The organism is Planctomycetaceae bacterium (assembly GCA_039680605.1).
Classification (GTDB): domain Bacteria; phylum Planctomycetota; class Phycisphaerae; order SM23-33; family SM23-33; genus JAJFUU01.
Genome location: JBDKTA010000004.1, coordinates 1 through 25,973, shown reverse-complemented (window position 1 = coordinate 25,973; position 25,973 = coordinate 1). Strand labels below are relative to the sequence as shown.

The following is a 25,973-nucleotide window of genomic DNA, read 5'->3' as shown; positions in this document are numbered from 1 at the left end:
GGAGCAGCAATGAAACGTACCATGCTTATCTGTATCGCCGCCGCCGTGACGCTGGGCGCCTGGGCGTGCGTGCTGACCGCCAGCGATACCGCAAAGGAAAAATCCATGCCCCAAACCCAACCCGCCGCCTCCAAACCCGCGATCGGCATCGACCCCAAGCCCGCAGTGCGAAAACTGCTGACGCACGTGATCCACCGGCCCAAGGGACCGGTCAAGATCGACGCCGACTGGAACAAGGACGTCTGGAAAGACGTCCCAGCCGTCACGCTGGAATACTACATGGGCGACAAGCCCGCCTTCGCCCCGCGCGTGCAGGCCAAGATGCTCTGGGACGACAAGAACCTCTACATCATCTGGCTCGTCGAAGACCACTACGTGCTGGCCAAGCGCGCCAAGCATCAGGAGCCCGTCTGCCTCGATAGCTGCGCCGAGTTCTTCTTCACCCCCGGCGAGGACTGGCAGCAGTACGGCTATTACAACCTGGAGATGAGCGCCACCGGCGTGATGTGGCTCTCCGCGCACCCAGCCGGCAAACCTGCAGTGATGCTGGCGGCCGACGACTTGGCGACGGTGGAGATCGCCTCGTCGCTCAAAGGCCCCATCGAAAAGGAAATGGTCGGCCCCACCGTCTGGACGCTGGAGTATCGCCTGCCCATCGAGACGATGGCTAAACACAGCAACGGGAAATTTCTGCGCCCGGCCAAGGGCGTCACCTGGCGGGCCAACTTCTACAAGTGCGCCGACGAGACCAGCCGCCCGCACTGGCTGACCTGGTCGCCGATCGTCTGGAAGGCCCCGGCGTTCCACATCCCGCGGCAGTTTGGGATATTGAAGTTCGAGGACTAACAGTTTTGTTAGCGGCGGGGCTTGCCCCGCGCGGTTGTTGGGTCAGGGAAACGCTCATGTTCGAAAACCTGGTCAACAAGGTGAAGGATCTGATCCAGCAGGCGAACCAGCCGCGCGTGGCGCCGGCGGAATTATTCAACGACCCCCTGGCCGCTCAGATCGACTGGACGCCCGCCAAAGGCGGCGGGACGAACTTCCGCACGCACAAGCTCCGGGCTGCCGGGCCTCATCGGCTGGAGTTCCGCCTGACGGCCGGGGCCAAGCTGTTCGGCGGGCTCTTCGTCACCATCGGCGCCGCCACGATGATCGGAGGAATTGCCGCTTTACTCGCGGGAGCGTTTCAAAAAGACGGAGGCACCGACTGGGCGCCGATGATCATGCTGCCGCTGTTTGGGTTGGTCTTCGGCGGCGTCGGCGGAGGCATGCTGTATTTCATGTCCATCCCGCGCGTGTTCGACAAGGACAGCGGCTTCTACTGGAAGGGCCGCATCTCGCCGTCGAACATGCTTGCCGGCGAGATGGAGATCCAGGCCGACAAGTTCACCAAGCTGACCGACATCCACGCCATTCAGCTCCTCAGCGAATACATCCACGGAAACAAGTCGAGCTATTACAGCTACGAGTTGAACCTGATCACGCACGACGGCAAGCGCATCAACGTGATCGACCACGGCAACAAAACCAAGCTCATCGAAGACGCCGAACTGATGGGCGTCTTCCTGAACGTGCCGGTGTGGAATTACATCTGAAAGAACAACAATGTGATTGGGAAAACGGAAATGGACTGCTGCCAGGCAACGCGGACAGAACCGGTTGAGGTGGAGGTTCCCTCAGGGGGGCCGGATGGGTGTTACCGACTCTCTCGCGGGGCGGCCGACAGACTGCAAGGCCTCTGTTTGCGTCCTCGAGAGTGGTACAACCTTCGGGCAATCCATGGGCCATCGGCAGACTTCATTGGAGAAAAGTTCTATTCGGATCGTGGCAATGCTCGCACGCCCAAGTCCAAAGTCGTCAATCCCCGCAGGTTCCCAGTGCCCAAGCTAACGGAGGTCGCGGCCGACCTGGATCGCCTGCTCGAATACGCCGGCGTCTTCACAGACTGGAAGGTAGCTGACGCGCTGACGGCTCATCCCCCCGAGGCTCTGCTAGCTGGTCTCATTTCCAGAAGGCAGCGAACTGCGAATGACTGGTTCATCCGCAGATACCACACGTTGTGCAACGAAGTCCTTGGGCGACGGGCAGAGGAATGGATCCGCAGCGAACTGCGTGAGGCAGTGACAGCAGAGCAGAAACTGGCGGTTCTCAAGGATGCCTGGAACTGTCTGCCAGAAACAGAGGCGTTGACGGCAGCGTTTTCTGCGCTGAAGAGTTGTCCGCTGGACAGCCGTGTTTGTAACGCCATCTTTCTTGCTAGCCTCCGGGAGCCGCGCGTTCTGGACTGGATGGAAGAGGTCGTCCCCGACCTGGGTGGTTCTACGTGGGACGATGTCGCCAGCCTGGATGATGAAACGTGGGGTGATGACCGCGGCTCAGCGGGGGCCATGTGGGGTGACCTCGCGGCCGCATCAGCCTTCGATTGGGCTCGGGCCGAGAAATGGCTTGCTGCAGGGCCGCCACTTTCACTGGTGGCGTTGTACGCCCTGAATGCCTGCCATTCGCCAAACGTGTGGCGAGTGGTCCAGGAAATTAACCCGCACTTGAGCGCCCCACCAACGTTTGAACAGGCCAAGGCGACTCTGAGGGAATACGTAACTGCGGACCCGAACCCTCGCACGGAGCGCCTGGCCAAGGACATCTTGGACAACTGGGACATTGTTACCTGGGACTCGCCAAAGCGGGTGCCCGCAGGATCACCGGGGGCATTCCGCAAGAAGCTTTCTGAACAGAAGAAGCCAACTCGCCAGATCATCGTCGGGCCTGCTAACGAGGGGTGCGAACCGGTCACCAAGATATCAGGGGCCCCGTGGTGGCCAGCCGACCTGCCGCGTCCGACGTGCGAGCACGGGCATACAATGGCATTCATGGCCCAGATTCGGCTGTCGGATGTCCCCGGGTTTGAAACGCACAAGGATTCGCTTGTATCTTTCCACTACTGCAGTCGGTGCGCCTACGATGGGAACATGTCGTGGGGCACACAAGGCTCGAATGAATCCGGCTGCGACGTGTCGGTCATTACAGAGGTCGCTGCCCGGGACCCCGATCGACGAGGCGTGGTCGCCGAAGGGACTATTGACCCGCACAGTGTGAGTTTTCGCGATGTGATGGAGGTGCCGGGATTCGAAGATACCATGGCCATGTACTCTGGGGTGCCTGACGACTACCCACAGGGGACGGATGATTTCGACGAGAACATCTATCCCGGCCTTATCCACGTTAAGGCCAGTAAGGTAGGTGGTTGGCCAAGTTGGGTCAATTCGCCAAGGCCTCCAGCCGTTGAGCCAGACGAACAACTCTACTTCATCGGGCAGTTGGATTGGATGCTTGGCGAGCAGACTGCTTGGGGCGGGGGCGGGTATGCCTACCTGTTCCTGATATCGTCCGACACTGGGGCGCTCCGGGGCGCGCTCATCGTTGACACGACGTGATGTCAACAACTCAAGTTCAAGGTGCGTTCACAGCAAATGGCTGACGCCGAGTTGTTTCGGCTGCGTCACAACCGCCCGCAAGAGTTTCCCAGCCCTCACAGACCTCCGCGGTGATCCGCAATAGCGCCAAAGCTGATAGCTGACAGCGGCTCTGTTTGCCCGTATGATCTCGCCCATGACCACCAAAGAACAACTGGTGCTTGCGTGCCCGACTGTCAGCGTCGGCGTCCTGACGGCCGACCTGCTTAACCTTGGCGGCGAACTGGCGGTGCTTGAACAGGCGGGCGTTCCGCTGGTGCACATCGACGTGATGGACGGCGTCTTCTGCCCGCAGATGACGGTGGGGCCGGGGTTCATCAAGGCCCTCAAGACGCCGCTGCTCAAGGATGTACACCTGATGATCGCCGACCCGGTCGACAAGCTCGAAAGCTTCGTCGCGGCCGGGGCCGACATCGTCACCGTCCACGCCGAAACCCCGCACGTACACCGCTCGCTGCAGGCTCTGGGCAAGATGACCAACGTCAACGACCCCGCCCGCGGGATCGTGCGCGGGCTGGGGCTCAACCCCGGCACGCCGCTGTCGGCCGTCGAGCCGGTCATCGACGAACTCGAGATGGTCGTGCTGCTGGCGGTGAATCCGGGCTTCCCCGCGCAGAGCTTTATCGACGCCACGGCCGCACGCGTGGAGCAGCTTATCGAAATAATCAACCGCAGCGGGCGCGACGTGATCGTCTGCGTCGACGGCGGGATCAAGAAAGACAACGTCAAAGCCGTCGCGGCAATGGGGGCCGACCTCGTCGTCACCGGCAGCGCCGTCTTCGATGGCAAAGCCGCCCCCGCCAACGCCGCGTTCATGCTGGAGGCCGTTCGATCATGACACTCGATATCGCGACAATCGCTCCCATGATCCGCGGCGCGCTGGCGAGGCCAAGCGGCGACGCCGACCGCCCCTGGAACCGCGTGATCCTCACCCCCGCGCCCGAGGGTGCCACGCACAACTCCGTTGTGCGTGTCTCTGACGCCGACTGCGCGGATGTGTCCAAGCTGCGGGAGGTGATCAAAGCTCAATCCGCCGCTCCGGCGGCAATTGAGGTCGAGGGCGTTGGCACGTTCGCGGTTGAGCGCCAAGAAGCTTCCGACGCCCGTCCGTTGGAGAACGAAGTGGCGCTGGTGACCGGGGCGGCCGGGGCCATCGGCGCCGGGCTGTGTACGGCGCTGCTGGACAAGGGCTCGCGGGTCGTCGTCACCGACCTGAGCGGCGAGAAGTTCCAGGCCTTCTCCGCCGACTTCTCCGCTCGATATCCCGACCGCGTGCTGGCCGTAGCGATGGACGTGACCGACGCGGCGAGCGTGGCTGCGGCGTTCGCCAAGGCCGCGGGCGTCTGGGGCGGCGTCGATATCGTCATCGTCAATGCCGGCATCGCGATGGTGTCCAAGCTCACCGAGATGGACGTCGAGAAGTACCGCCGCACGCAGGAAGTCAACGCCACCGGAACGCTGCTGACGCTGGCCGAGGCGGGGCGCCTGATGCGCCGCCAGGGCACCGGCGGCGATATCGTCCTGGTCTCGACCAAGAACGTCTTCTGCCCCGGCGCGGGCTTCGGGGCCTACAGCGCCACCAAGGCCGCCAGTCACCAACTCGGGCGCATCGCCAGCCTGGAACTGGCCGACGCCGACGTGCGGGTGAACATGGTCGCCCCCGACGCCATCTTCGGCGAAGGACCGTATCGCAGCGGACTTTGGGCGGCGGTCGGGCCCGACCGCATGAAGGCCCGAGGTCTCGACGAGGCAGGGCTGGAGGAATACTACCGCGGCCGCAACCTGCTCAAGGCCAAGGTGACCGCCCGCCACGTGGCCAACGCGGCGATGTTCTTCATCACCCGCCAGACGCCCACGACCGGCGCGACGATTCCCGTCGATGGCGGCCTGCCGGACTCCACGCCGCGATAGACAAACTCTAAGCACTAAACACTAAATTCTAAACAATATGGAAATTCAAAGTCTCAAAGCGCCAAACCATCTGCTCGGTGCTCTTGTATCGAGTCCTCGGTGGTTTTAAGCATTTGAATTTTGGATTTGTTTCGAATTTGTCTAGGATTTAGAAATTAGGATTTAGGATTTAGGTTGTGAAGATGCGCATTATCGTTCCCATCAAGCAAGTGCCCGAGACCTCCAAGGTCAGCATGGACCCGGTTACCGGGACCATGATCCGCGAGGGGCTCGAGGCCATCGTCAACCCGCTGGACCTGTACGCCATCGAGGCCGCACTGGCCCTGCGGGCCCAGTGTGGCGGCGAGGTCGTCGTCGTCTCGATGGGTCCGCCCAAAGCCGCCACCGCCCTGAAAGAAGCCGTCGCCATGGGCGCCGATGCGGCCGTCCTGCTGTCGGACAAAGCCTTCGCCGGCTCCGACACCTGGGCGACGAGCTACGTCCTCGCGGCCGCCATCAGGAAGCTGTGTGGCATGGGCGTCCCGCCCATGCTTCCCGCGTGGCATGGGCGTCTCGCCCATGCTCCCCGTGTGGCATGGGCGTCTCGCCCATGCTCCCCCTGTGGCACGGGTGTCTCGCCCATGCTCCCCGATGGCACAGGCGTCCCGCCCACAAAGGGGGCGGATTACGAACTGATCCAGCAGCGACAAGGGGCCTGTCTGCCACATTGGACTCGTGACGAAGCGGCATACGCAGTGAACTTTCGGCTGGCTGACTCGATGCCTCAATCGGTCCTGGAAGCATGGCAGAACGAACGCGAGGAGATAGTTAAACGCGCCGCTGCCAAAGGGAGACAGTTGACGCGGCAGGAACAGGAGGATTTGGACGCGCTGTATTCCGAAAAGGTCCAGGCCTATCTCGACGCGGGGCATGGGGACTGCCACCTGCGGAGGCCAGAGGTGGCGGCTATCGTTGCCGATGCTTTGAAACACTTCGACGGCATCCGCTACCAACTGCTGGCCTGGTGCATCATGCCCAATCACGTGCATTTGGTTGTCAGGCCGTCGGCGGAGTTCGAATTGTCCAAGTCGCTCCACTCCTTAAAGTCGTTTACGGCGCACAAGGCTAATGAATTGCTTGGACGAGAAGGTCCCTTCTGGCAGAGCGAGTATTACGATCATCTCATTCGCGACGAGGAGGACCTGTGGCATTCGATCGAGTATGCCTGGAAGAACCCGGACAAAGCGGGACTGCAGGAGTGGAAATGGAGAGAAAAGATCAACTGGCAGGAGTATGAGGAACAGAGCCAAGAGCATGGGCGAGACGCCCATGCCACACAGCAAGAGCATGGGCGAGACGCCCATGCCACACTGATCCTCTGCGGCGAGCGGGCGACCGATGGGGACACGGGGCAGGTGGGGCCGGCGATTGCGGCCTGGCTCGATCTGCCGGTAGTAACGTATGTCTCGTCGATAGACCCCGCCGATGGTTTCGTGCGGGTGCGGCGGCTGGTCGAGAACGGCCACGAGGTGCTCGAGGCCGACACCCCGGCGGTGCTGACGGTCGTCAAGGAGATCGGTGACCCGCGCCTTCCGACGCTGGCGGGAAAACTGCGGGCCAAGAGCCTGGAGATTCCGGTCTGGACGGCGGCGGATCTGGATGTCGATCCGGCGCGGCTGGGGCTGGCCGGCTCGCCCACGCGCGTGGTGAAAATCTTCAAGCCCAAGGTCGCCCGCCAGTGCCAGAAGCTCCCCGCCGGCGACGACGCCTCAGCCGCCAGGGCGGTCGAACAGCTCGTGCAACTGCTGCGGCAGCGAGAGTTGATTCCATGATGGCAGCCGGGGAATACAAGGGCGTGTGGATCATCGCCGAGCAGGACGGCGGACGCCTGCAGCGCGTCAGCCACGAACTGCTGACGCGCGGGCGAGCCCTGGCCGACGCGCGCGGCACGGAGTTGACGGCGGTGCTCATTGGCGCGCGCATGGCCCAGGACCCGCTGCAGGACCTCATCGCCCGCGGCGCCGACGCAGTGCTGGCCGTCGAGGCGCCCGAGCTGGAGCATTTCCTGATCGAACCTTACGCGGCGTGCCTGCTGGACCTGATCGAGCGGCGGCGGCCTGAGATTATCCTTGCCGGCGCGACAACCACCGGCCGCACGCTCATGCCGTTCGTGGCCGTCAAGGCCAACGCGGGTCTGACCGCCGACTGCACGCAACTGGAGATCGACGCGGCCACCGGCAATCTGCTCCAGACGCGCCCTGCCATCGGTGGCAACATCCTGGCGACGATCCAGACGCCCAACCACCGCCCGCAGATGGCGACCGTGCGGCCGCACAGCGGACCGGCCGCCGTAGCGGTGGCGGGGCGTTGCGGCAGGATCGAGCGCCTCGCGCCGCCGGCGGCGTCGCTGGCCAGCCGCGTGCGGCGCGTGGACTTCATCCCTCAGACTGACCGATGCGCCTTGGCCGAAGCGCAGGCGGTGGTGGCGGTGGGGCGGGGCATCAAGAAGGCCGCAAACATCCCGCTGGCGCAGTCGCTGGCCGACGCGCTGGGCGCGGCGCTGGGGGCCAGCCGCGACGTCGTCGACCGCGGGTGGCTGAGCTACTCTCACCAGGTCGGGCTTTCGGGCAAGACAGTCAGCCCGCGGCTCTACATCGCCCTGGGCATCTCCGGTTCGATCCAGCACCTGGCCGGGATGCAGACCGCCCAGACCATCGTGGCCATTAACATCGATCCCGACGCCCAGATCTTCCAGGTGGCCGACATCGGCATCGTCGGCAGCCTCTTCACCGTCGTGCCGGCACTGATCGAGGCGATTCGCCAGAGCGCCCGATCGCAACCGGCGACCACAGTTTCCCCGCCGCAAGAGGGTCTGCCGGCGGCGGGGGGCCTATGATGAAACGTGCTGCATATGGTTGACGAAACCGAACAGGAACTAGACTTGGCGCTGGCCGCCGAGTTGCAGGCGGCGCTGTTGCCCAAGGCCTGTCCTACCAACTGGCCGCACGAGGCGGCGGCGTCACTCAATCGCATGTGCGGGACGGTCGGCGGCGACTTCTACGACTTCATCCGGATCAACGACGAGCAGTTCGCCGTCGTCATCGGCGACGTCGTCGGCCACGGCGTGCGCGCGGCGTTGATGATGGCCCAGATCATGGGCTTCCTCCGCAGCGAACCGCAGCGCCGCAGCCGCCCGGTGGAGGTGGTTTCAGAGTTGAACATGATGCTCGTCGACCTGGGCAACCGCACCGGGTCGGTCATGCCCTGTTCGCTGTTCTATGCCGTCATCGACGCCCCGACGGGGATCGGGTTCTTCGTCAACGCCGGACATCCGCGCCCCTACCTCTGCAGCGACGGAGCATGCGTGCCCCTGCACCTGATGAACCGCAACATCCTGCTGGGCGTGCAGGAGTACCAGCCCGAGGAAGACTGCCACACCTTCACCACCGGCGAGCGACTGGTCCTGTTCACCGACGGACTGGTCGAGGCCGTCAACGATTCCCACGACTTCTACGGCGAGCCCCGCCTGTACGACACGATCAGCCGCTGCAAAGAGTGTACGCCTTGCCGGTGCGCTGAGGTGGTTTTTCAGGATGTCGAACAATTCCGAGGCCGCGCCCGCCAGAGCGACGACGAATCCATCGTCGTCCTGGACCGTGTCTAAGGTTTTTCCCCGCTATCAGAGCAATTCGGGAAGCGGAAAATGCCGATAATTAGATTGACCGCACCGCATATAATAGATAGGTTGAAGGAGCGGACAGCGCCTAATTTGTCTCGGAAAAGAGGACGCATCATGACCACCTCACGCCGTTATAGCATTGGATCACGTCGGGCGATGACACTTACGGAACTGCTGGTGGTGGTAGCCGTTCTGACCATTCTGGTGACGCTGCTGATCGCTCCGGTCGGAAACCTGATGCAGCGCGTCAGCAATGTGCGATGCCAGTCGAACCTCGCCCGCATCGCCCAGACGACCACCCTGCAGAACCGAGACAGCGACCCCGCGGCCAAGAAGGCTCTCGCGCAGCCGCAGGATTGGCACATCGCCGTGCTCAAAGACGTTGATAATGCCACGTCCGTTCTGCTCTGTACCGAAGGCAGCGGCGCCGACACGTATGGCCGCTCTGCCGGCTCGGGCGGCAGCGGTCCCGGTGCCGCCGACGAGACCATGCGAAACTTCCTTCGCGATTACCGCTACCGCATCGGGGCCTTCACGTGGATGTTCTGGACCAATCCCGACGGCACCAAGATCAGCGCCCAGGAGCGATGGGGTTTCAGCACGCCCTGGCAATATTTCCCGATCGACGGCAGCTACTTTGTCCGCCGCGTCTCCGAAACCGGGCGCAACACCCTCTATAACCAACCGTACCTCGATGCCAGCGGGAATGTGTTCTGGTATCGCGGCGTGTACAACACCTTCCTGCTGACGCAACTGGTGGATCAGAAGAACTCCGACGGCTCGCCCCGCTCAGACAAGAGACCCCAGCAGTGTGTGGTGATGTCGTATACGCCCGACAGCAACCCCTACCAGTATTGGATGTACAGCGAAGTCAACATCATTCCGCCCGACGCCAACATCAACCTGGCCACCAGCGACTGCCGCGGCGCCGGTTCGGGATGGGGATATTCCGGGCAGACCGCAACCTACAACATGAGCGGCGCCACCCGCGCCGGATCCGACCGCTGGTACACCTGGGAGGCCGGCGGCTACAACTTCCCCGAAAGCCCCAACCGCGACTCCTGCTTGCGCATCATTCACACGCCCGAAGCCACCACCGAGATCTCGATCCGCACCAACGAGCGAAACTACGCCTATAGCGCGGAGGTTGGCTATGACGGCTATTGCCCCACGATCGTGAAGAAGGCCTCGGTCCCAAGCGCCGACACGGTCGTTGTGGCTACAGATCAAGGCAAGGATAAGTGGACGGCCAATGATCCGGAGCTGTATGAGAGGGTCATCATCGGCACGCCCAGCGGCGGCGGTGGCGGGGCGGAAGAACCCGACGTCAAGGAATACGTCGTCAGCTACGGGATCAACCCCCTGATCACCAGCAGCGCCGGACTGCCCGCCAACCGCATCCTGGCGATCGACTACAATCACCTGGTGGTCGACAAGAACAACGCCGCCGACCAGGCCGACTGGGCCAACGCCACGGTTCCCTTCGCCCGCCATAACGGCAAGGTCAACGCTGTCTTCCGCAGCGGCGAAGTGCGGTCCTTCTATCCCGCCGACATCAACCCGACGATCCCGTCGAACTACGCGACCTTCTGGGGTCCGTGATCTGCTTAGCGTCTCACCGCAGAGATCGCAGAGACCGCAGAGGGGGAGGAAGAATGGAATAGTGGAAGGGTGGAATGAGATTGGGTGTCCGCCCATCTCCAATCTTCCCAATTCCAGCATTCCATTCTTCCAACATTCCAATCTTCCGTTTCTTCCTCGAAGCTTCCTCTGCGTTCTCTGCGACCTCTGCGGTGAATCTTCCTCGCTATTGACACGCGGCGGCGCGGTGGGCAGAATGTGGATATAGTTTATCCGCTTAATGGACATGCCCGACCCCGGAAGCGCCGACTATGGAAATCATCCCTCGCCACACCGACTACGCCATCCGTGCCCTGCTGTGCCTGGCGCAGCAACCCCAGACGGTCGTCCCTTGCGGGCAGGTCGCCCGCCAGTACGGCATCCCCGAGAGCTTCGCCTACAAGATTCTGCGGAAGCTCGTCGTCCAGGGGCTGGCCGAAAGCCGCCCCGGACGCCCGGGCGGGTTCCGCCTGGCCAAGCCCGCGGCCGACATCTCGCTGCGCCAGATCATGGAAGTGTTCCAGGGGCCCATCGCGGTCAGCCCATGCGTTCTGGACCATGATTTCTGCCAGCGCAGCGCCGCGTGCCCGGTGTGCGTCAAGTGGCGCCAACTGACGTCGCAGATATCCCAGTTCCTCACCGACGTGACGCTGCAGGAGCTGCTCGAGCAGCAGACCCTCTGCGACCCCAAAGCGGCGCGAAACAAGACCCGGAACTGATTCGATGGAAACCGCATGAGGATGACCGGAGGATATGACGTTCCCCTGGCGGGCAGACCCTCGTCGCGCGTCGAGGTGCCCGACGACCCGCCGGCGTTCTATCTGCCTCTCAAAAGCCGCCGCTTCCACTTCTCCAACATTCTCGTCAGCGACGGTCAATGCACCGCCCAGGGGCACGTGCTGGCCCGCGACGAAGACAACTACGCCGTCCCGCTCCTGGCCCCGCGAGCCGGCGTCGTCAGGCTCGGCCAGGTCCCCGGCCACATCGTTTTGGAAGATCTCCGTCGCCAGCAGGAGCAGCCCTGGGAAGTGCGCCAGGACCAGCCGCACATCCCGCACCGCAACGTCCGCGGCGCCCTGAAGCGCCAGAAGATGCTCGCCCTGGGGGCCTGGCAGTTCTTCTGCGACGCCCACAGTGGACTGCTGCCCGACCCGTTCGGCCAGGCGTCGGCCCTGATCGTCTCGACGCTGAACCTCGAACCCTTCACCGCCCGCGGGGCCATCCAGTTGCGCCGGCGTCTGACGCACGCCACGCGCGCGCTGGAGCATCTGCAGGGTCTGATGGACGACCGCCCGGTCTTCCTGGTGCTGCCCGAGATCCGGTCGGTCTTCGCCCGCGGCGTGCTCGAGAGCCTGCGCGGGCACACGTGGCTGAACCTCGTCGAGGTACCGCTGCGGTACCCCGCCGACAACTTCGCCCTGCTGGCGCGGGAACTGGGCCTGCCTCGCAGCGCCGACGGGCCCGTCTGGGGCGTGCGCATCGAGGGCCTGCTGGCTGTCGACCGCGCCTTGACCTATTCGCGACCGTCCGTGCGGCGCCTGATCAGCCTGGGCGGGCCCGGGGCTTCCAAGTGCCTCCACGTGCTGATCGAACCGGGCTACCCGCTGCGGGAGCTGCTGGCCGGGCGCCTCAAGGAAGGCCCCATGCGCGTCGTGCGCGACGGGGTGCTCACCGGCGCCGCCTGCGGCGCGGGCTACCTTGGCATCGATAGCGAATGCACGGGCTTCACCATCCTGCCCCAGTGCGACCGCCCCGGCGGATGGCTGGCCGAACTGGGCCCCGGGCGCAGCACGATCTCCTACGGGCGATCGTTCCTGGGACATCTGCGGGGCAAGCTCGTTCCTCAGGAAATGAACGACGCGCTGCACGGGCGCCCGCAGGCGTGCATCTCCTGCGGGCAGTGCAAACGCGTCTGCCCCGCCGGCATCATGCCGTACCTGATCCACCGCCACCTGCGGCGGGGCAACGCCGCCGCGGCTGCCCGCAGCCGCGTGGACCTGTGCGTCTCGTGCGGGTTGTGCAGCTACGTCTGCCCGGCCAAGATCGAGCTGATGCAGCAGTTCGTCGCCGCCCGCCGTGCCCCCGCGGCGGCGCCGCCGGAGGTGCGGCCATGAGGACGCCCTGGGCGTGGTCGATGGTGAATCCCTCGAGCGTTCTGCGCCCGACGTTGTGCGCGCCCGGCGCCCCGCACGTGCGCGATCCGGCCAGCGTTGCACGTCACATGTGGCTGACGACCATGGCGTTGGTGCCCTGCCTGCTGGCGCGGCTGTACGAGGGCGGCTGGCGGATGGCCGCCGTCGTTGCGGCGTCGTACGCGACGATGGCCGCAGTGGAAGCCGCCGATACCCTCCTGCGCCGGCGCGTGATCGACGAGAGCATCCTGGTGGCCGGATTGCTCCTGGCGTTGCTGCTGCCTCATTCCACGCCGCTGTGGATGGTGGCCCTGGCCGCGGCAGTGGCCGTCCTGCAAGGCAAGGTCCTGCTCAACGACGTGGGGCGCAACCGGCTCAACGGTCCGCTGGTGGCTTGGGCGCTGCTGGCGCTGCTGTGGCCAAAGACTCTCCAGACCCCCAGCGGGGCTCCGGATGAATTGTTCCTGATGGCTGCCGCCTTGGGCGGGGCGCTGCTGCTGGCGGCCGGCGTGACGAACTGGCGCATGGTCGCCACGTGCCTGTTCTGGGCGTTGGTGCTGTCGGGCCTGCTGCACTGGCAGCATGGCGCCGCCGCGCCACTGTGGCATCATCTGGGGGGCGGGCTGCTGCTGGGAACGCTGTTCATCGCCGCCGACCGCCTGACCAGTCCCATCACGGCCGGCGGCAAATGGATCTGCGGCACCATCGTCGGCATTTCGGTGGTCGCTCTGCGCGAGGCACTGGGGTTCCCCGACGCCGCCATGCTGGCGTTCCTGCTGGGCAACCTCCTCTCGCCCCTGCTGGACAACGCCGTCTTCGCCTGGCGCCTCAAACGCCTGCCCGCGTAGCGATCAGGTCTCAGCGATCAGCTAACAGCTTGCGCGCACTACCGAACGCTCCGCCGCTTGCGGCTTAGCAGTTGTTCAACGCGTCAGAAGCTGCCAAGCCGCAAGCGTCGCTGTTATGTGCGCTGCAACTGCCCGTCCAGAACCGCTGCCTCGCCGGCGGAAAGTGTCAGATAAACGCTCTTGCCCGTCTTCGCGCACCGCAGGTCGCACTGCCCGCCGCGGACGCTGCGGACAGTTACCTCAATCGGGGCGCCGTCGCGCCAGGCGATACTGACCTCGAATCCGCCGCGGGCCTTGAGGCCGCGCACGCAACCGTCAAGCCATGCCGATGGCAGCGCCGGCAGCAGCACGATCGTGCCGTCGTGACTTTGCACCAGCATCTCGGCGATGGCCGCCACGGCGCCGAAGTTCCCGTCGATCTGGAATGGCGGGTGCGCGTCGAACAGGTTGACGTACGTCCCGCCGGCGTTTTCGTAATCGGTGTGCGTGGCCGTCACCGGATCCAGCAGATTCTTGAGCAGGCGGTAGGCGTGGTCGCCGTCCCACAGGCGGGCCCACAGCGCGATCTTCCACGCACGCGACCAGCCCGTGCCGCCGTCGCCGCGGCCGTTGAGCGAGGTCTTCACCGCCTCGACGTAGCGCCGCGGTGGCACAGCCTTTCCAGGCTGTGCCCCACAGGCTGGAAAGCCTGTGCCACTGAACTGGCGGCCGGGATACGTGCCGAACAAATGCGAGACGTGGCGATGATGATCTTGGGGATCATCCACATCGTTGAGCCACTCCTGCAACTGCCCCCACCGGCCGATCCGGGGCACCAGCAGGCGGTCGCGCAGGTCGCTGACGGTCTTGCGATAGTCGCCGTCCACGCCCAGCGCGTCGGCGGCGGCCATGTAATTGGTGAACAGGTCCCAGACGATCGTCTGGTCGTAGCCCAGGCCGGTCGCGTCGGTGGGCCCGTGCTCGGGCGAGAACCCAGGCGGACCGATCAGCGACCCGTCCGGCAGCGGGCGCAGTTGATCCTGCCAGAACTCGACGCTCTCCTTCATCAGCGGATACGCGGTGTCGCGCAGGAACTCGACGTCGCCGGTGAAGGCGTAGTGCTCCCAGAAATGCTGGCAGTACCACCCGTTGACGGGCGTGTTCCACCACGCGCCTTGCCCGCCGAAGGGGTTGGACATGGTCCGCACCGTCCAGCCCCGCACCGGCCGACCGTCGGCGTGCTGGAACTCCGGCGCCGCCTGCGTGTTCTTGCGATAGACCGGCGCCTGCGAGCGGACAAAGTCCAGCAGCGGAATGTGGCACTCGGGCAGGTTGGTCGACTCGGCCGGCCAGTAGCACATCTCGATGTTGATGTTGGTGTGGTAGTCCGCCGTCCAGGGCGGGGAGTTGCTGTCGTTCCACACGCCCTGGAGATTCGCCGGCAACGACCCCGGCCGCGAGCATGAGATCAGCATGTAGCGCCCGAACTGGAAGTACAGCGCGACCAGGCCCGGGTCGGCGTCGTCCCTGGCGGCAGCGATCAACCGCTGGTCGGTCGGCAGATCGCTCCGCTGCGGCGGCGTGTGGCCCAAGTCGACGCTCACGCGCCCAAACAGCGCCTGGTAATCCGCCACGTGATCGGCCAGCATCGTCTCGTAAGGTTTCGCGGCCGCGGCCGCTATCTGCCGGGTGACGGCCTCGTGTGGATCGTCGCCAAACCAGCCGCGGCTGTGATCCGGTACGTAATTCGTCCCCGCCGCCAGGATCAGCGTGATCGAATCGCAGCCGCTGAATTCCACCCTATCGCCCGAGACCGTCGCTGTGCCGCCGGCGTTGAGCACCGCAAGCTGTGCTTCATACAGTTCGCCGTTGGGCAGTTTGCCGGCGAACATCAAGCCGGTTCTGCCCGCCAGCGGGCGGGGGGTGTCATCATGCTCGCCCGTCAGCTCGATCGCGCCGCTGTACGAGCCGCCCTTGTCGGCCGTGAAGCGCGCCACGATCACCTGGTCTGGATAGCTGGCAAATAGTTCCCGGCGGTACTGCACGCCGCCGGCGGCGTACCGCACGCCCGCCACAGCGGTGCCCAGGTCGAGATCGCGGCGATACTGGGTCGCATCGCCGTGGCCTTCCAACGCGATGGCGATATTGCCGAAGGCCTGGTACGCCCCGAACTCGTTATATGCTTCTGTTCCCCTGCCCGTGCCGGTCCAGAGGCTGATCTCGTTGAACTGGATCCGCTCCCGCTCGATGCCGCCAAAGACCATCGCACCCAGCCGCCCGCACCCGACAGGCAGCGCCTCGGTCATCCAAGCCTGCGCCGGTTGGGCGTACCAGAGCGTCAAGTTAGTGGAGGGGTTGTCTGTGGTGGTCATAAACGCGAAGCTCCAAATCCAGAAGTAGCATGGGCATCTTGCCCATGCAAATTGCGGGGACATGGCCGAGACGGCCATGCTACTCACGGGCGAGACGCCCGTGCTACTTCACTATCCCATGTCGATGCCCAACTCCGCCCCGATGGCGAAGAGTCTGCCGGCGGCGGCGCGGTAGTCTTCTTCGCTGCCGAGATGCTCGAGCATCAGCGGCGGCGAGTTGTCCAGGCGGTTGAGCTCGCTGAGGTACGTGCGGTAGTCGAGGTAGCCGGTGGCCGGCGGCACTTCGTCCAGGTGCATCGCCAGGGCGCCCCGCAGGACGATGTCCTTGGCGTGGCAGGAGGCGATCCACGGGCCCAGCCGCGCAACGCAGTCGCGCAGCAGCGAGGCAGTGTCGTACATCATCCGAGGCGTCAGGATGATGTTCACCGGGTCCAGGTGTACGCCGAAGGCCGGGCGGTCGACGGCCTTGATCAGGTCCAGGTACGCATCGACGCTGTCGGGCAGAACCCACTGCATCATCTCGAGGCCGAACTTCGCCCGGCGCGGCTTGACGGCGTCGATGATGGACCGCACGGTCTCGACGGCCAGATCGAACGTGGCGGCGGTCAGGTTCGCCGGGTGCGGACCGTAGTCCGAGTCCGGGTCCAGCGTGCCCAGGTAGTCCACGCAGCACCGCGCCCCGACCTCGTCGGCCAGCGTCAACTGCCGCTTGACGTTCTCCTGGTTGGCTTTGCGCTTCTGCGGGTCTGGGGCCAGCATGTTGCACCAGGCGCCAACCTCGGCGATCACGACATCCTGCGCCGCAAACTCCTTGCGGATCGCGGCGATCCGCGTGGTGTCGCTCAGATCCGTGTACGGGCAGTACGCCGCGCGGTAGCCCTGTTGGCGATGCGCACGGGCCAGCTGTTCCAGATCATCCTGCGGTAAGAATACGGGGGCGCCCAGGCGTATCATTACTCGGTCTCCAACTGGTAGTTGTCTTCGGGCAGTTCAGCCACCATGCGATCCAGCGTCGGCGCCGAGAGGTCCATCGGCAGCACGATCGTCCGCGGGTCCAGCCCGCTCTGCAGCATCGCCATCGACACCTCAAAGCCGCGGTACGCCAATTCGCCCCGGCACGGGTGCGGCTGCGACGGGTCGTCCATCCACTTCGCCAGGTCGGTGATGTACGGGGCCGTGTCGCCGCTCTCGTCGAAGCTGACGCTGTTGTCCTCGATGTATCCGCCGTCGGCCGTCACCGCGCGCCAGCCCTTGCCGACGACCACCTCAGCGTAGCCGTGCGTGCCCAGGACCGTCGCGCCGGCGTCGTACCAGAAGTGCTCGGGCATCCCGCGCGAAGGGGCCAGCGTCCCGCACTCGAAGAACCCGCGCACCGCGCCGGCGAAACCCACCTGACCCATGATGTAGTCCGGCGAGGGGTGGTTGTCGGCGACTTTCCCGCGGCCGTGAATGTGGCCGACGACCCACTGCGGCTTGGGGTAGTCCATCAACCACATCGCGTAGTCCACCAGGTGCGTGATGTAGTGGAAGAACCAGCCCTTGGAGGTGGCGTGGACGGACCGCACTTTTCCGATGCGGCCGGACTCGACGATCCGCTTGACCGCCTGCCAGTGCCCGCCGTACTTATGCTGATGGCAGATGACGTGCTTGATGCCGGCGGCGTCGCAGGCGTCGCAGATTTCCTTGGCCTCGCCCAGCGTGGTGGCCATGGGCTTCTCGTAGGCGATGGCTTTGACGCCGTGGCGAATGCCCAGCTTCACCAGCTCCAGCCGGATCGCCGGCGGCGTGACGAAGCAGAACACGTCAGGCTTCTCGCGGGCGAGCATCTCGTCGGCCGAGGCGTAGATCGGCAGCGAGACATTGATGCCCGCCAGCATCGCTTTCATGCGGTCGGTATCCAGATCGCATACGGCCGCCAGATCAAACCGGTCCGCGTTCTTCAAAAACGCCAGAGTATGCGCCCGCCCTCGCTGCCCCGCGCCCAGAACGACTGCCTTGTATCGCTTCATGATCCTTCCTCAGTTCAACAGTTTTTCGTTGGGTAGTGCTCCAGAACCGGTAGTGTACCATCTGCGAACGTTAGCGGTCGAGGCCGCTCGACGATTTCTAAAAACGGGAGGTTACGTCCACGAATGTCACGAATGACACGAATGCAGAGGACCGTTAGCGGCGGGGCTTGCCCGGCGCGTTTCGAGCATCGCAAGACCTGTCGAGCGATATGGACCGCCAACAACAACGTGCTCGATCTTCTTCCCATTTGTGTCATCCGCCTTCGCCAAGGCTACGGTGGACAGGTTCGTGACGTCCGCCTTCGCTGCGCTACGGCGGACAAGTTCGTGGGCGTAATTCTTTCGGCAGTGGTATAGTGTGCTAAGGAGCCAACGCTATGCCGACATACGAATACAAGTGCAGCAAGTGCCAGCACGTCTTTGAAGTCTTCCACAAGACCATGAACACCACGGCCGCCCAGAAATGCCCCGAGTGCGGCAGCAAGACCCAGCGGCAGCTCACGGCCGCCAAGGGCATCCACATGAAGAAGTCCGGCGGCGAGGCCCCGCCGTGCGGCCGTCAGAAGGCCTGCAAAGCCTGCCCGGCGATGGGCGGGTAACCTCTGCCCAGCCGCCTACGGCTTGGATGCTCGAATGGTGTTCAGGGCATCCTCGGCCCATGATTTGAGCATGTCGTCTGTGGTGATCCTGGCGATTTCCTGCAGGCCCGGTTCGGCGGCAGGGCCGATCTCGATCAGCACGCTGATCAGGCTTCCGGATACGGTAGCATGTCGGCTGTTGGTGCTGATCTGATTATTCTCGGCATTGGTGGCCGCGACGATAGCCTTCAGGGCCGGGGCGGCTTTGGCGCCCAGCTTTTCGAGCCCCAAGGCCGCGCACGCACGGGCGCGGCGGGAGGGGCTTTCCAGATGTTGCACCAGCGCCGTCAGCCCTGCCGGTCCCATCCGGGCCATCGACTGCCAGGCCAGCCTTCGCAGGTTGTCCTCTTCGTCGCTCATCAGCGGGTCCAGATGCTGCAGCGCCGGCTGGCCTATCCCGGCGATGGCTTCGATATAGATCTCCATGTCGCGGTCGTCCATGTAAGATCGTTTGCCCTCGATGGCCTTGATGAAGAACGGAACCGCGCCGACGGCGGCCGGACCGAGTTGCCCGCACGCGCGGATGACCATCTGACCTTGCCTGAAATCTTCCTGCTCGTCCAGGACCTTCAGAATCAACGGCATGGCCGCAGCGGCATCGGGACCAATATTCCCCAAAGCCGCGACAATTTCATACCGGCTGTACCGGTACTGGGGAAGTTGCAGCCACTTTACCATCGGCAAGACTGCGGCCTTGGCTCGGGGACCTATCAGGCCCAGTGCCCGGATCAGAAGGTCTCGGCGTCCTTGCCGGACAAGGCGACCGTGCATCTGCCGGTAGAACTCGTCTTCCTCGGCAACGGCCTGGGGCGTATCCTCGCGCTCGATGGCCTCGATAATCACGCTGACGGCCCCGCTGCCCAGGCCGCCTAGTTCCGCCACGATCACGCCGTCGGGTCTGGCCGCAGGAGGGTCCTCGCCCATCAGGCGCGACAGCGCGCCTTGTTCAGGAGGATGGCGCAGTTCGTGGATGAGCTCCGCAGCGCGGACGGCATCGCTGGTGAAGTAACAGATGGTCGCAGTTGCCACTGCGGCGATCAGTGCTATCGGCGCGAAGATCGCCACAAGCTTGCGCCGCCTTGACCACGGCTGCGGGCGCAGAGCCCAGGCAGGCGGCGGTGGGGGAGTCAAGACCGGTTGGCTTGTCATGTCATGTTCCTTTAGGGCGTTCGCACATCACGGACGTATCTTCCTGAGGGCTTCATCGAGCATGTAGCATTCTTCCTTCTGGGTCGCCTTCTTACGGCATTTTTCAAGTGCGACAAGGGCTCCTTTGGCGCGAGGGCCGATCCTGCCTAACGTGTTGGCTGCAAACGTGCGCATCCGCCAGTCCGGATCGTCCAGCAAAGCGGCCGTGCCCTTAACGGCAGAAACGCCGTTGGCGACTATCAGCTTGGCCAGATATTGCGCGCGCAGCCAGAAGATCTTGTCAGGGTCCGCGGGCTTTGAGTCCCAGTCAGAACGAATTGCTTCAGCCAGATGCGCCGGGGACTCGGTGACGCCAGCCAGAGGCGACGTCTTGGAATCCATGTATGACAGGCAGTGGGCTGCATGGAGATGAAAACTGGGATCAGGATTCCTCAGCAGCAGGATCATCCGCGGCAAAGCTGCCGGTCCGATCTTGCCTACGGTTCTGTATGCGAGATTCTGCCCTTGAAAACCCCCGTTGCACATCAGCTTGATCATGTGCGGGATGATCGGCTCGCCGAAGCCCGCCAGCACTGCCGCCAGCTTCTCCTTGTCCGAATCGAAGATTGCCACCTGGTCCTGCTGGCAGTACGCCGCCACCGCCGGCAGGGCAGGCGTTGCGGCGTCCCCCATCGCGCTGAGCGTCTCGATGACCTGCATCTTCTGGTAGTGAGCCATCGGATTGGGATCTTCCAGCACGCTCTTGAGGTAAGGCACGGCCGCCGCGGCGGCAGGACCGTTCTTCCTCAGCGCCGCGAAGATCACCTCTTGTTCCTGATCGTCGCAGCCGCCCTCGAGCGTCTGCACCAGGATCGGGACCGCCTTGGGCCCCAGCGCCTCGAAGGCCTGGCGGAAGGTTTGTCCGTTGCTGTCGTTGACGGGGATATCGCCCAGTGTGGCCGACCAGTCGTGGCGGTCGATGGTTCGCATTCTATTGACGAGGAAGGTTGCCCGGCGCTCATCAGCAGAGGGAAAAAGGCAGACGATAATCGCCACCAGCGCCGCGACGCCCGCCGCGGCAATCAACCACGGCCAGCGTTTGCGTTTCTTTGCCATCCCCGGTAGCGGCGGCGGCAGAGCCGATGGCGGCAGTGGCGGCCATACTTCTGAAGGAAGTGCAGGCGGGACAGGTGGACGAGGTGGTGGCTCATTCATAGCTTCCCTTTCGATACAAGAAGCACGCGCCCCAGAAACAAGGGTAACGATTCAACCAACCCGGCAGCTATTTCCGGATCGGGATGATCACCAGTCCGCTGGCGACGCTGACAAACGCCATCAGCGTCACGCCGGCGAGCAACCCGAAGGAATCCAGCCACCATCCCAGGAATACCCCGGCAAAGGACGCTCCGACATACATCCAGCCGTCGAGAATCCCCACGCCCGTGCCGCTGAGTTCCTTGCCCAGGATGTCGCCGGGCAAGTCGAACAGCGGCGTCTGCACGGCCTGAATCAGCCCGCCGGAGAGGAACATCGCCAGCGACAGCAGCAAGATTCCGGTGGTGATGGGCACGGGAACTTTGGCGGGTTCCGTCGCGGCAGTTCTCTCGGTCGCGGCCATGGCGGTGGCGGCAGGGGCGGTCTTGGGCGTCGCCGGCGCCGTCTGCGGCTTCCGGGCGACTGTTTTGGCTTTCTCAGGCGGCACCCAGACGGTCCAGAGCGTCGCGCCGGTGATGGTCTTGGGCCCCTGGGCGATATAGAACAAGGGAAGGGCCGCCAGAACAAATCCAATGGTGATCGTCTGCCATCGCATGCCTTTGAACACCCGGTCGGTGACCACGCCCAGGACAATCGAGAAGAAAGCCCCGCCCCAATGAGCCAGCGAGGCGATGATGCCGGCGATGATCAGAGGAATGCCGAACCCGCCCTCGCTGACATGCACCTTGAGGATCTTGACCATCCACGTGATGATCCCCCACCGCACGAAATTCGCACCGAACCCCGATACGTAAGCCAGAATCATCCTGTAATTACTGAAGGCCGCCCAGTACTCCTTCGCCCCGGTTCGCCGAACCGGTTGGTCGCCGCTGTGCGGTTGCTCCCATTCCGGCTGGAGGCCCGCGTCCTGAGGTTTGTTCTTGCCGACAATCATGAACACCAGCGTCATGACCAGCAGGAAGGCGGCTGGGATGGAAAACGCGCCGCGCCAACCGAGATAGGAAATGGCGAAACCCGCCACGATGGTCACGATGGCTCCACCGGTGTAGCACAGGGCGTTGTAGATGCCCATGTACGTTCCCCATCGCTTCTCGGGGAACCAGTTGAACAGGATGCGGGAGCCCGGCGCCCATCCGCAGGAAGAGAAATAGCCGTTCATCGCCCAGAAGAGCACAAAGAATGTCAGCGACGCCGAGATGCCGAAATACAAGTTGGCGATCACGCTGCCCAGCCCGCCCAGGATCAGGATATTCTTGGGTCCGTACCGATCGCCCAGGAACCCGTTGATGAACTGCCCGCCGGCGTAGACCAGTGTGAACGTGGTCATTACCCACCCGAACGCCGCACTGCTGATGCCGAACTCATTTTGAATGTCATCGGTGGCCGGGCCGAGGTTGTACTTGCAGAAATAATAGAACAGGTACAGGATCGCCATGCTGAAAAAGGCCAGCCCCTGTTTGGGATGAAGGCCTTTGGCTCGGAGAGTGGCGCGGGGAACGTTGTGGTTCAAAAGACGTCTCCTCTTCCTGTGCCCGCAAATGCCGCCCTACGATAGCCAGGGCGCTCGCTGCCGTAAAGGGCAATCCGACGCCGAAATCATTTGCCTGCTCAAATCTGCGCCAGTATGCTGGCACCCGTCGTCAGTCGCCCAAGACTGCTTTGGAGAGATCGCACATGCAGAGCCGGAAATCAATCTCGGGTTGGAAAGACAAAATCCTCTTCACGCCAGGACCACTGACCACCAGCCGCACCGTCAAGCAGGCGCTGCTGCGCGACCTGGGCAGCCGCGACTTCGAATTCATCAGCCTCATCAAGGACATCCGCGACGGGCTCGTCGCCGTCGGGCAGGCGTCCACCGACAAGTACACCACCGTCATTGTCCAGGGCAGCGGCACGTTCGCCCTCGAGGCCGTCGTCGGCTCGACCACCCCGCCAAACGGCAAGTTCATGGTGCTCATCAACGGCGCGTACGGCCACCGTATCGCCAAGATGGGTAAGGTCCTCAAGATCGACACGATCCCCGTCGAGTTCCCCGAGAACATTAAGGTCGACCCGGTCAAGGTCGCCGAAGCCCTCAAGGCCAACCCCGGCGTGACGAACGTGGCCGTCGTCCACTGCGAGACCACCACCGGCATCATCAACCCTATCAAGGAAATCGGCGCGGTCGTCAAGAAGGCCGGCGCGAAATACTTCGTCGACGGCATGAGCAGTTTCGGCGCCGTCCCGCTGTCGCTGGAAGAATGCCAGATCGACTACCTGGTCTCCTCGGCCAACAAGTGCATCGAAGGCGTGCCGGGCTTCTCCTTCGCCGTCTGCCGCATCGAGAGCCTGCTGGCGACCAAGGGCTACGCCCGCAGCCTGAGCCTGGACCTGCTCGACCAGTACCAGGGCTTCGAGAAGAACGGGCAATTCCGCTTCACGCCCCCGACCCACGCGATGATCGCCTTCCGGCAGGCGCTGGCCGAACTCGAAGCCGAGGGCGGCGTGCCCGGACGCGCGGCGCGGTACAAGTCCAACTACGACACGCTGGTGGCCGGCATGCGGCAGATGGGCTTCAAGGAATACCTGCCCGCCGCTGACCAGGGCTACATCATCACCTCGTTCGTGTACCCCAAGGACCCGAACTTCGACTTCGAGGCCTTCTACGAAAAGCTCAACGAGCGCGACTACGTGATTTATCCCGGCAAGGTCTCCAACGCCGACTGTTTCCGCATCGGAAATATCGGCCGCATCTTCCCCTCGGACGTACAAGACCTGCTGGGCGTGATCCGCGAGACGATCGCCCAGATGGGCGTGAAGCTGTAGAAGCGATTCACCGCAGAGATCGCAGAGAACGCAGAGGAAAGGAAAGAAGGAATGATGGAAGGATGGAATATTGGGGGGTCTGATGGACTTTCTTTCCCACCATTCCAACATTCCATTATTCCATCCTTCCGACATCTCCGCGTCCTCTGCGAACTCTGCGGTGAGATAAACAGAGAAGATATCACTGACTGAAAAGGAGCCAACAATGGACTTCGTGTACAAGAGGACATACCGCGGGCCCGTTAAGATGGTCATCTTCGACTGGGCCGGCACGACCGTCGACTACGGCTGCTACGCCCCGGCCGTAGTGTTCATCGAGGTCTTCAAGCAGTTTGGCGTCGAGATCACGATGGACCAGGCCCGCGCCCCGATGGGTCTGCAGAAGAACGAGCACATCAAGGCCATTGCGCGCATCGACGAAGTGGCCGCCCAGTGGAAGGCCGTCCACGGCAAGCCTTGCTCCGACGCTGACGTGCAGAAGATGTTCGAGGTCTTCCAGCCGCTGCAGGTCAAGTGCATCGGCGACTACGCCGACATCATCCCCGGCACGGTCGAGACGACCAACGCCCTGCGCAAGATGGGCATCAAGATCGGCTCCTCCAGCGGCTACTTCACCGAGGCGATGGAGATCAACTTCATCCGCGCCAAGGAGCAGGGTTTCGAGCCCGACACCAACTCCTGGGCCACCGCCCCCGGCGTACCGTACGGCCGCCCGGAGCCCTGGATGGTGCTGGACAACATGCGCCAGGCCCGCATCTACCCGCCCGAGGCCGTCGTGAAAGTCGGCGACACCAAGCCCGACATTTCCGAAGGCATTAACGCCGGCACGTGGACGATCGGCCTGGCCAAGACCGGCAACGAAGTCGGCCTCAACGAGAAAGAGATCAACGCCCTGCCCAAGGACGTGCTCGAGCGCAAAGTCGCCAAGGCCCGCGAAAGCCTGGCGATGATGGGCGCCCACTACGTCGTCGACGAGATCTCGCAGGTCCTGCCGCTGATCGAAGAGATCAACCTGCGCCTGAAGATGGGCGACCGGCCGTAACGATTACGGGGGGAATAGGATTGGGATTAAGAGCAGGATCGTCTTGGGATGATCCTGCTCTTATATTTAGCTGTAGATGTGCCGGTCATCAACCCTTGGGACGTTGCACATTTGTTGCACATTGTTGCACTTTTCACAGCAGATTCTCGGGTCCAAAAGACACCCGGCTCGGGTAACAATTGTCTTTTCTTGTCTGTTTTTCGTGAGATTCGGAAAACCGTATTCTTGTAAGCATCTATTTCATAAAGACTTATGTTAACAGAGTCATTGTCCGCCCTTTTGGCCAGACAATGCATCCGGCGCTCAACTGAAGGCTTCCAGATATATACCAACCGTTTCCAGATTTAGTCCATTGGCGCATTTGGGTTATGCGATTATCATACGCCGGTAATTGCCCCGTTTTGTACCCGGGAGAAGCCGTTATATTTTCGGCTGGGTCAGCAGAGGCGGAGGCGGGCATTTCTGTTTGAGAGCGATCCGTAACACCTGCTGGTACTGGAAGAAAAACGAGGATGAAAATGAAACGAGCGGCAATAAGATCGTTAGCTGCATTCTTGACTGTGGCTTTGGGACTGGCTTGCGGGGCTCAGGCCGGCAGTGCTTGGGATTTTACGCCCATCAACTGGACCGGCGCAACGAACAACGTCTGGTCGAATACGGGCAATTGGAGCGGCGGTGCCGTTCCCATAACCCGTTTCAACGCGCCGTCTTTCATCAACGGCGGCAACGGAAATACGACCATTGATCTTGGCACAGGTGCGACAGCGGAATACATCATTTTCGATACGGCCAACGCCGCTGCGTACACAATCGGCAGCGGCGGAGTTGGGGTACAGAACCTCACGTTCTATTCGGCAGGTCGCGCCAGGATCGTGATGGGCGCCGCAGTGGCCAACGATGAACTGTTTAACGCCAATGTCATCCTGGGCACAGGTAATACAGTCAGTGTTGTGCAAGATTCTGTAAACACATTAACATTTGCCGGCGGCATAATGGCAGGGGCTAGCGGTGCCAACACATTAGCCCAACTTCCGCAGTTGGCGACGTAAGTGCTTTATTATCAAGGGCAGCGCCCTGAAAGTCTTCACTACATCGCTACGAAGCAGTCAGCGGCGGGGGCATGATCTTCATCCTCGACGGCAGGTT

The 25,973-nt window shown here is 63.3% G+C and carries 23 protein-coding genes and 1 pseudogene; 18 read left to right on the top strand and 6 right to left on the bottom strand.

Annotation, left to right across the window (positions count from 1 at the left end; genetic code table 11):
* Positions 1-9: 9 nt before the first annotated feature.
* From ABFD92_00425 to ABFD92_00365, 13 genes and pseudogenes are all read left to right on the top strand, one after another.
* Positions 10-846 (top strand): carbohydrate-binding family 9-like protein, encoded by an 837-nt coding sequence (locus tag ABFD92_00425; GenBank protein ID MEN6502976.1) that lies wholly within the window; start codon positions 10-12, stop codon positions 844-846.
* Between the two features lie 56 nt (positions 847-902).
* On the top strand, positions 903-1,595 hold the full coding sequence (locus tag ABFD92_00420; protein ID MEN6502975.1) for a hypothetical protein: 693 nt from the start codon (positions 903-905) through the stop codon (positions 1,593-1,595).
* A 282-nt stretch (positions 1,596-1,877) separates the two neighbouring features.
* Positions 1,878-3,431: a DUF1963 domain-containing protein gene (locus ABFD92_00415; GenBank protein ID MEN6502974.1), complete on the top strand. Its 1,554-nt coding sequence runs from the start codon at positions 1,878-1,880 to the stop codon at positions 3,429-3,431.
* 175 nt (positions 3,432-3,606) lie between these two features.
* Positions 3,607-4,308 carry a ribulose-phosphate 3-epimerase gene (locus ABFD92_00410; GenBank protein ID MEN6502973.1) on the top strand — a complete coding sequence of 234 codons (702 nt, stop codon included), beginning with the start codon at positions 3,607-3,609 and terminating at the stop codon, positions 4,306-4,308.
* Complete coding sequence (locus tag ABFD92_00405; GenBank protein MEN6502972.1) at positions 4,305-5,381, top strand: SDR family NAD(P)-dependent oxidoreductase; 1,077 nt, start codon at positions 4,305-4,307, stop codon at positions 5,379-5,381. Before ABFD92_00410 ends, ABFD92_00405 begins: the two co-directional genes overlap by 4 nt.
* Positions 5,382-5,563: 182 nt before the next feature.
* Positions 5,564-5,887 (top strand): annotated as a pseudogene (locus ABFD92_00400) (electron transfer flavoprotein subunit beta).
* 6 nt (positions 5,888-5,893) lie between these two features.
* Positions 5,894-7,192 carry a transposase gene (locus tag ABFD92_00395; GenBank protein MEN6502971.1) on the top strand — a complete coding sequence of 433 codons (1,299 nt, stop codon included), beginning with the start codon at positions 5,894-5,896 and terminating at the stop codon, positions 7,190-7,192.
* Positions 7,189-8,256, top strand: coding sequence for an electron transfer flavoprotein subunit alpha/FixB family protein (locus tag ABFD92_00390; GenBank protein ID MEN6502970.1), 1,068 nt, complete (start codon positions 7,189-7,191; stop codon positions 8,254-8,256). The genes ABFD92_00395 and ABFD92_00390 overlap by 4 nt, the downstream gene beginning before the upstream one ends.
* Before the next feature lie 15 nt (positions 8,257-8,271).
* Positions 8,272-9,024 (top strand): PP2C family protein-serine/threonine phosphatase, encoded by a 753-nt coding sequence (locus ABFD92_00385; GenBank protein MEN6502969.1) that lies wholly within the window; start codon positions 8,272-8,274, stop codon positions 9,022-9,024.
* A gap of 171 nt (positions 9,025-9,195) precedes the next feature.
* Positions 9,196-10,641: a hypothetical protein gene (locus ABFD92_00380; GenBank protein ID MEN6502968.1), complete on the top strand. Its 1,446-nt coding sequence runs from the start codon at positions 9,196-9,198 to the stop codon at positions 10,639-10,641.
* 290 nt (positions 10,642-10,931) lie between these two features.
* Positions 10,932-11,378, top strand: a complete 447-nt coding sequence (locus ABFD92_00375; protein ID MEN6502967.1) for an Rrf2 family transcriptional regulator — start codon at positions 10,932-10,934, stop codon at positions 11,376-11,378.
* Between the two features lie 15 nt (positions 11,379-11,393).
* Positions 11,394-12,773: a 4Fe-4S dicluster domain-containing protein gene (locus ABFD92_00370; protein ID MEN6502966.1), complete on the top strand. Its 1,380-nt coding sequence runs from the start codon at positions 11,394-11,396 to the stop codon at positions 12,771-12,773.
* Positions 12,770-13,639, top strand: coding sequence for an RnfABCDGE type electron transport complex subunit D (locus ABFD92_00365; GenBank protein ID MEN6502965.1), 870 nt, complete (start codon positions 12,770-12,772; stop codon positions 13,637-13,639). The genes ABFD92_00370 and ABFD92_00365 overlap by 4 nt, the downstream gene beginning before the upstream one ends.
* A gap of 113 nt (positions 13,640-13,752) precedes the next feature.
* Here ABFD92_00365 and ABFD92_00360 read toward each other — a convergent pair whose 3' ends face one another.
* The 3 genes from ABFD92_00360 to ABFD92_00350 form a co-directional block, all read right to left on the bottom strand.
* Positions 13,753-15,990, bottom strand: coding sequence for a glycoside hydrolase family 95 protein (locus ABFD92_00360; protein MEN6502964.1), 2,238 nt, complete (start codon positions 15,988-15,990; stop codon positions 13,753-13,755).
* A 111-nt stretch (positions 15,991-16,101) separates the two neighbouring features.
* Positions 16,102-16,944 carry a TIM barrel protein gene (locus tag ABFD92_00355; GenBank protein ID MEN6502963.1) on the bottom strand — a complete coding sequence of 281 codons (843 nt, stop codon included), beginning with the start codon at positions 16,942-16,944 and terminating at the stop codon, positions 16,102-16,104.
* The gene (locus tag ABFD92_00350; protein MEN6502962.1) at positions 16,944-17,999 is read right to left on the bottom strand and encodes a Gfo/Idh/MocA family oxidoreductase; all 1,056 of its coding nucleotides are present in this window, start codon (positions 17,997-17,999) and stop codon (positions 16,944-16,946) included. The genes ABFD92_00355 and ABFD92_00350 overlap by 1 nt, the downstream gene beginning before the upstream one ends.
* A gap of 141 nt (positions 18,000-18,140) precedes the next feature.
* On the opposite strand from ABFD92_00350, the gene ABFD92_00345 reads away from it, so the two are divergent.
* A complete protein-coding gene (locus ABFD92_00345) occupies positions 18,141-18,356 on the top strand; it encodes a hypothetical protein (GenBank protein ID MEN6502961.1) in 216 nt (71 codons plus the stop codon).
* 20 nt (positions 18,357-18,376) lie between these two features.
* Complete coding sequence (locus ABFD92_00340; GenBank protein ID MEN6502960.1) at positions 18,377-18,598, top strand: zinc ribbon domain-containing protein; 222 nt, start codon at positions 18,377-18,379, stop codon at positions 18,596-18,598.
* Positions 18,599-18,613: 15 nt separating this feature from the next.
* Here the strand turns inward: ABFD92_00340 and ABFD92_00335 are convergent, their stop codons facing one another.
* From ABFD92_00335 to ABFD92_00325, 3 genes are all read right to left on the bottom strand, one after another.
* Complete coding sequence (locus ABFD92_00335) at positions 18,614-19,786, bottom strand: HEAT repeat domain-containing protein (GenBank protein ID MEN6502959.1); 1,173 nt, start codon at positions 19,784-19,786, stop codon at positions 18,614-18,616.
* A 27-nt stretch (positions 19,787-19,813) separates the two neighbouring features.
* Positions 19,814-20,881, bottom strand: coding sequence for a hypothetical protein (locus ABFD92_00330; protein MEN6502958.1), 1,068 nt, complete (start codon positions 20,879-20,881; stop codon positions 19,814-19,816).
* Positions 20,882-21,047: 166 nt separating this feature from the next.
* Entirely contained in the window at positions 21,048-22,490 is a 1,443-nt protein-coding gene (locus ABFD92_00325; protein ID MEN6502957.1) for an MFS transporter, read from the bottom strand.
* A gap of 164 nt (positions 22,491-22,654) precedes the next feature.
* Here ABFD92_00325 and ABFD92_00320 point away from each other — a divergent pair, with 164 nt between their 5' ends.
* The 3 genes from ABFD92_00320 to ABFD92_00310 all read left to right on the top strand — a co-directional run bounded on the left by ABFD92_00320 (position 22,655) and on the right by ABFD92_00310 (position 25,876).
* Positions 22,655-23,785: a 2-aminoethylphosphonate--pyruvate transaminase gene (locus ABFD92_00320; protein MEN6502956.1), complete on the top strand. Its 1,131-nt coding sequence runs from the start codon at positions 22,655-22,657 to the stop codon at positions 23,783-23,785.
* Positions 23,786-23,990: 205 nt separating this feature from the next.
* Entirely contained in the window at positions 23,991-24,827 is an 837-nt protein-coding gene (phnX, locus tag ABFD92_00315; protein ID MEN6502955.1) for a phosphonoacetaldehyde hydrolase, read from the top strand.
* Positions 24,828-25,339: 512 nt separating this feature from the next.
* Entirely contained in the window at positions 25,340-25,876 is a 537-nt protein-coding gene (locus ABFD92_00310; protein ID MEN6502954.1) for a hypothetical protein, read from the top strand.
* Positions 25,877-25,973 lie beyond the last annotated feature (97 nt).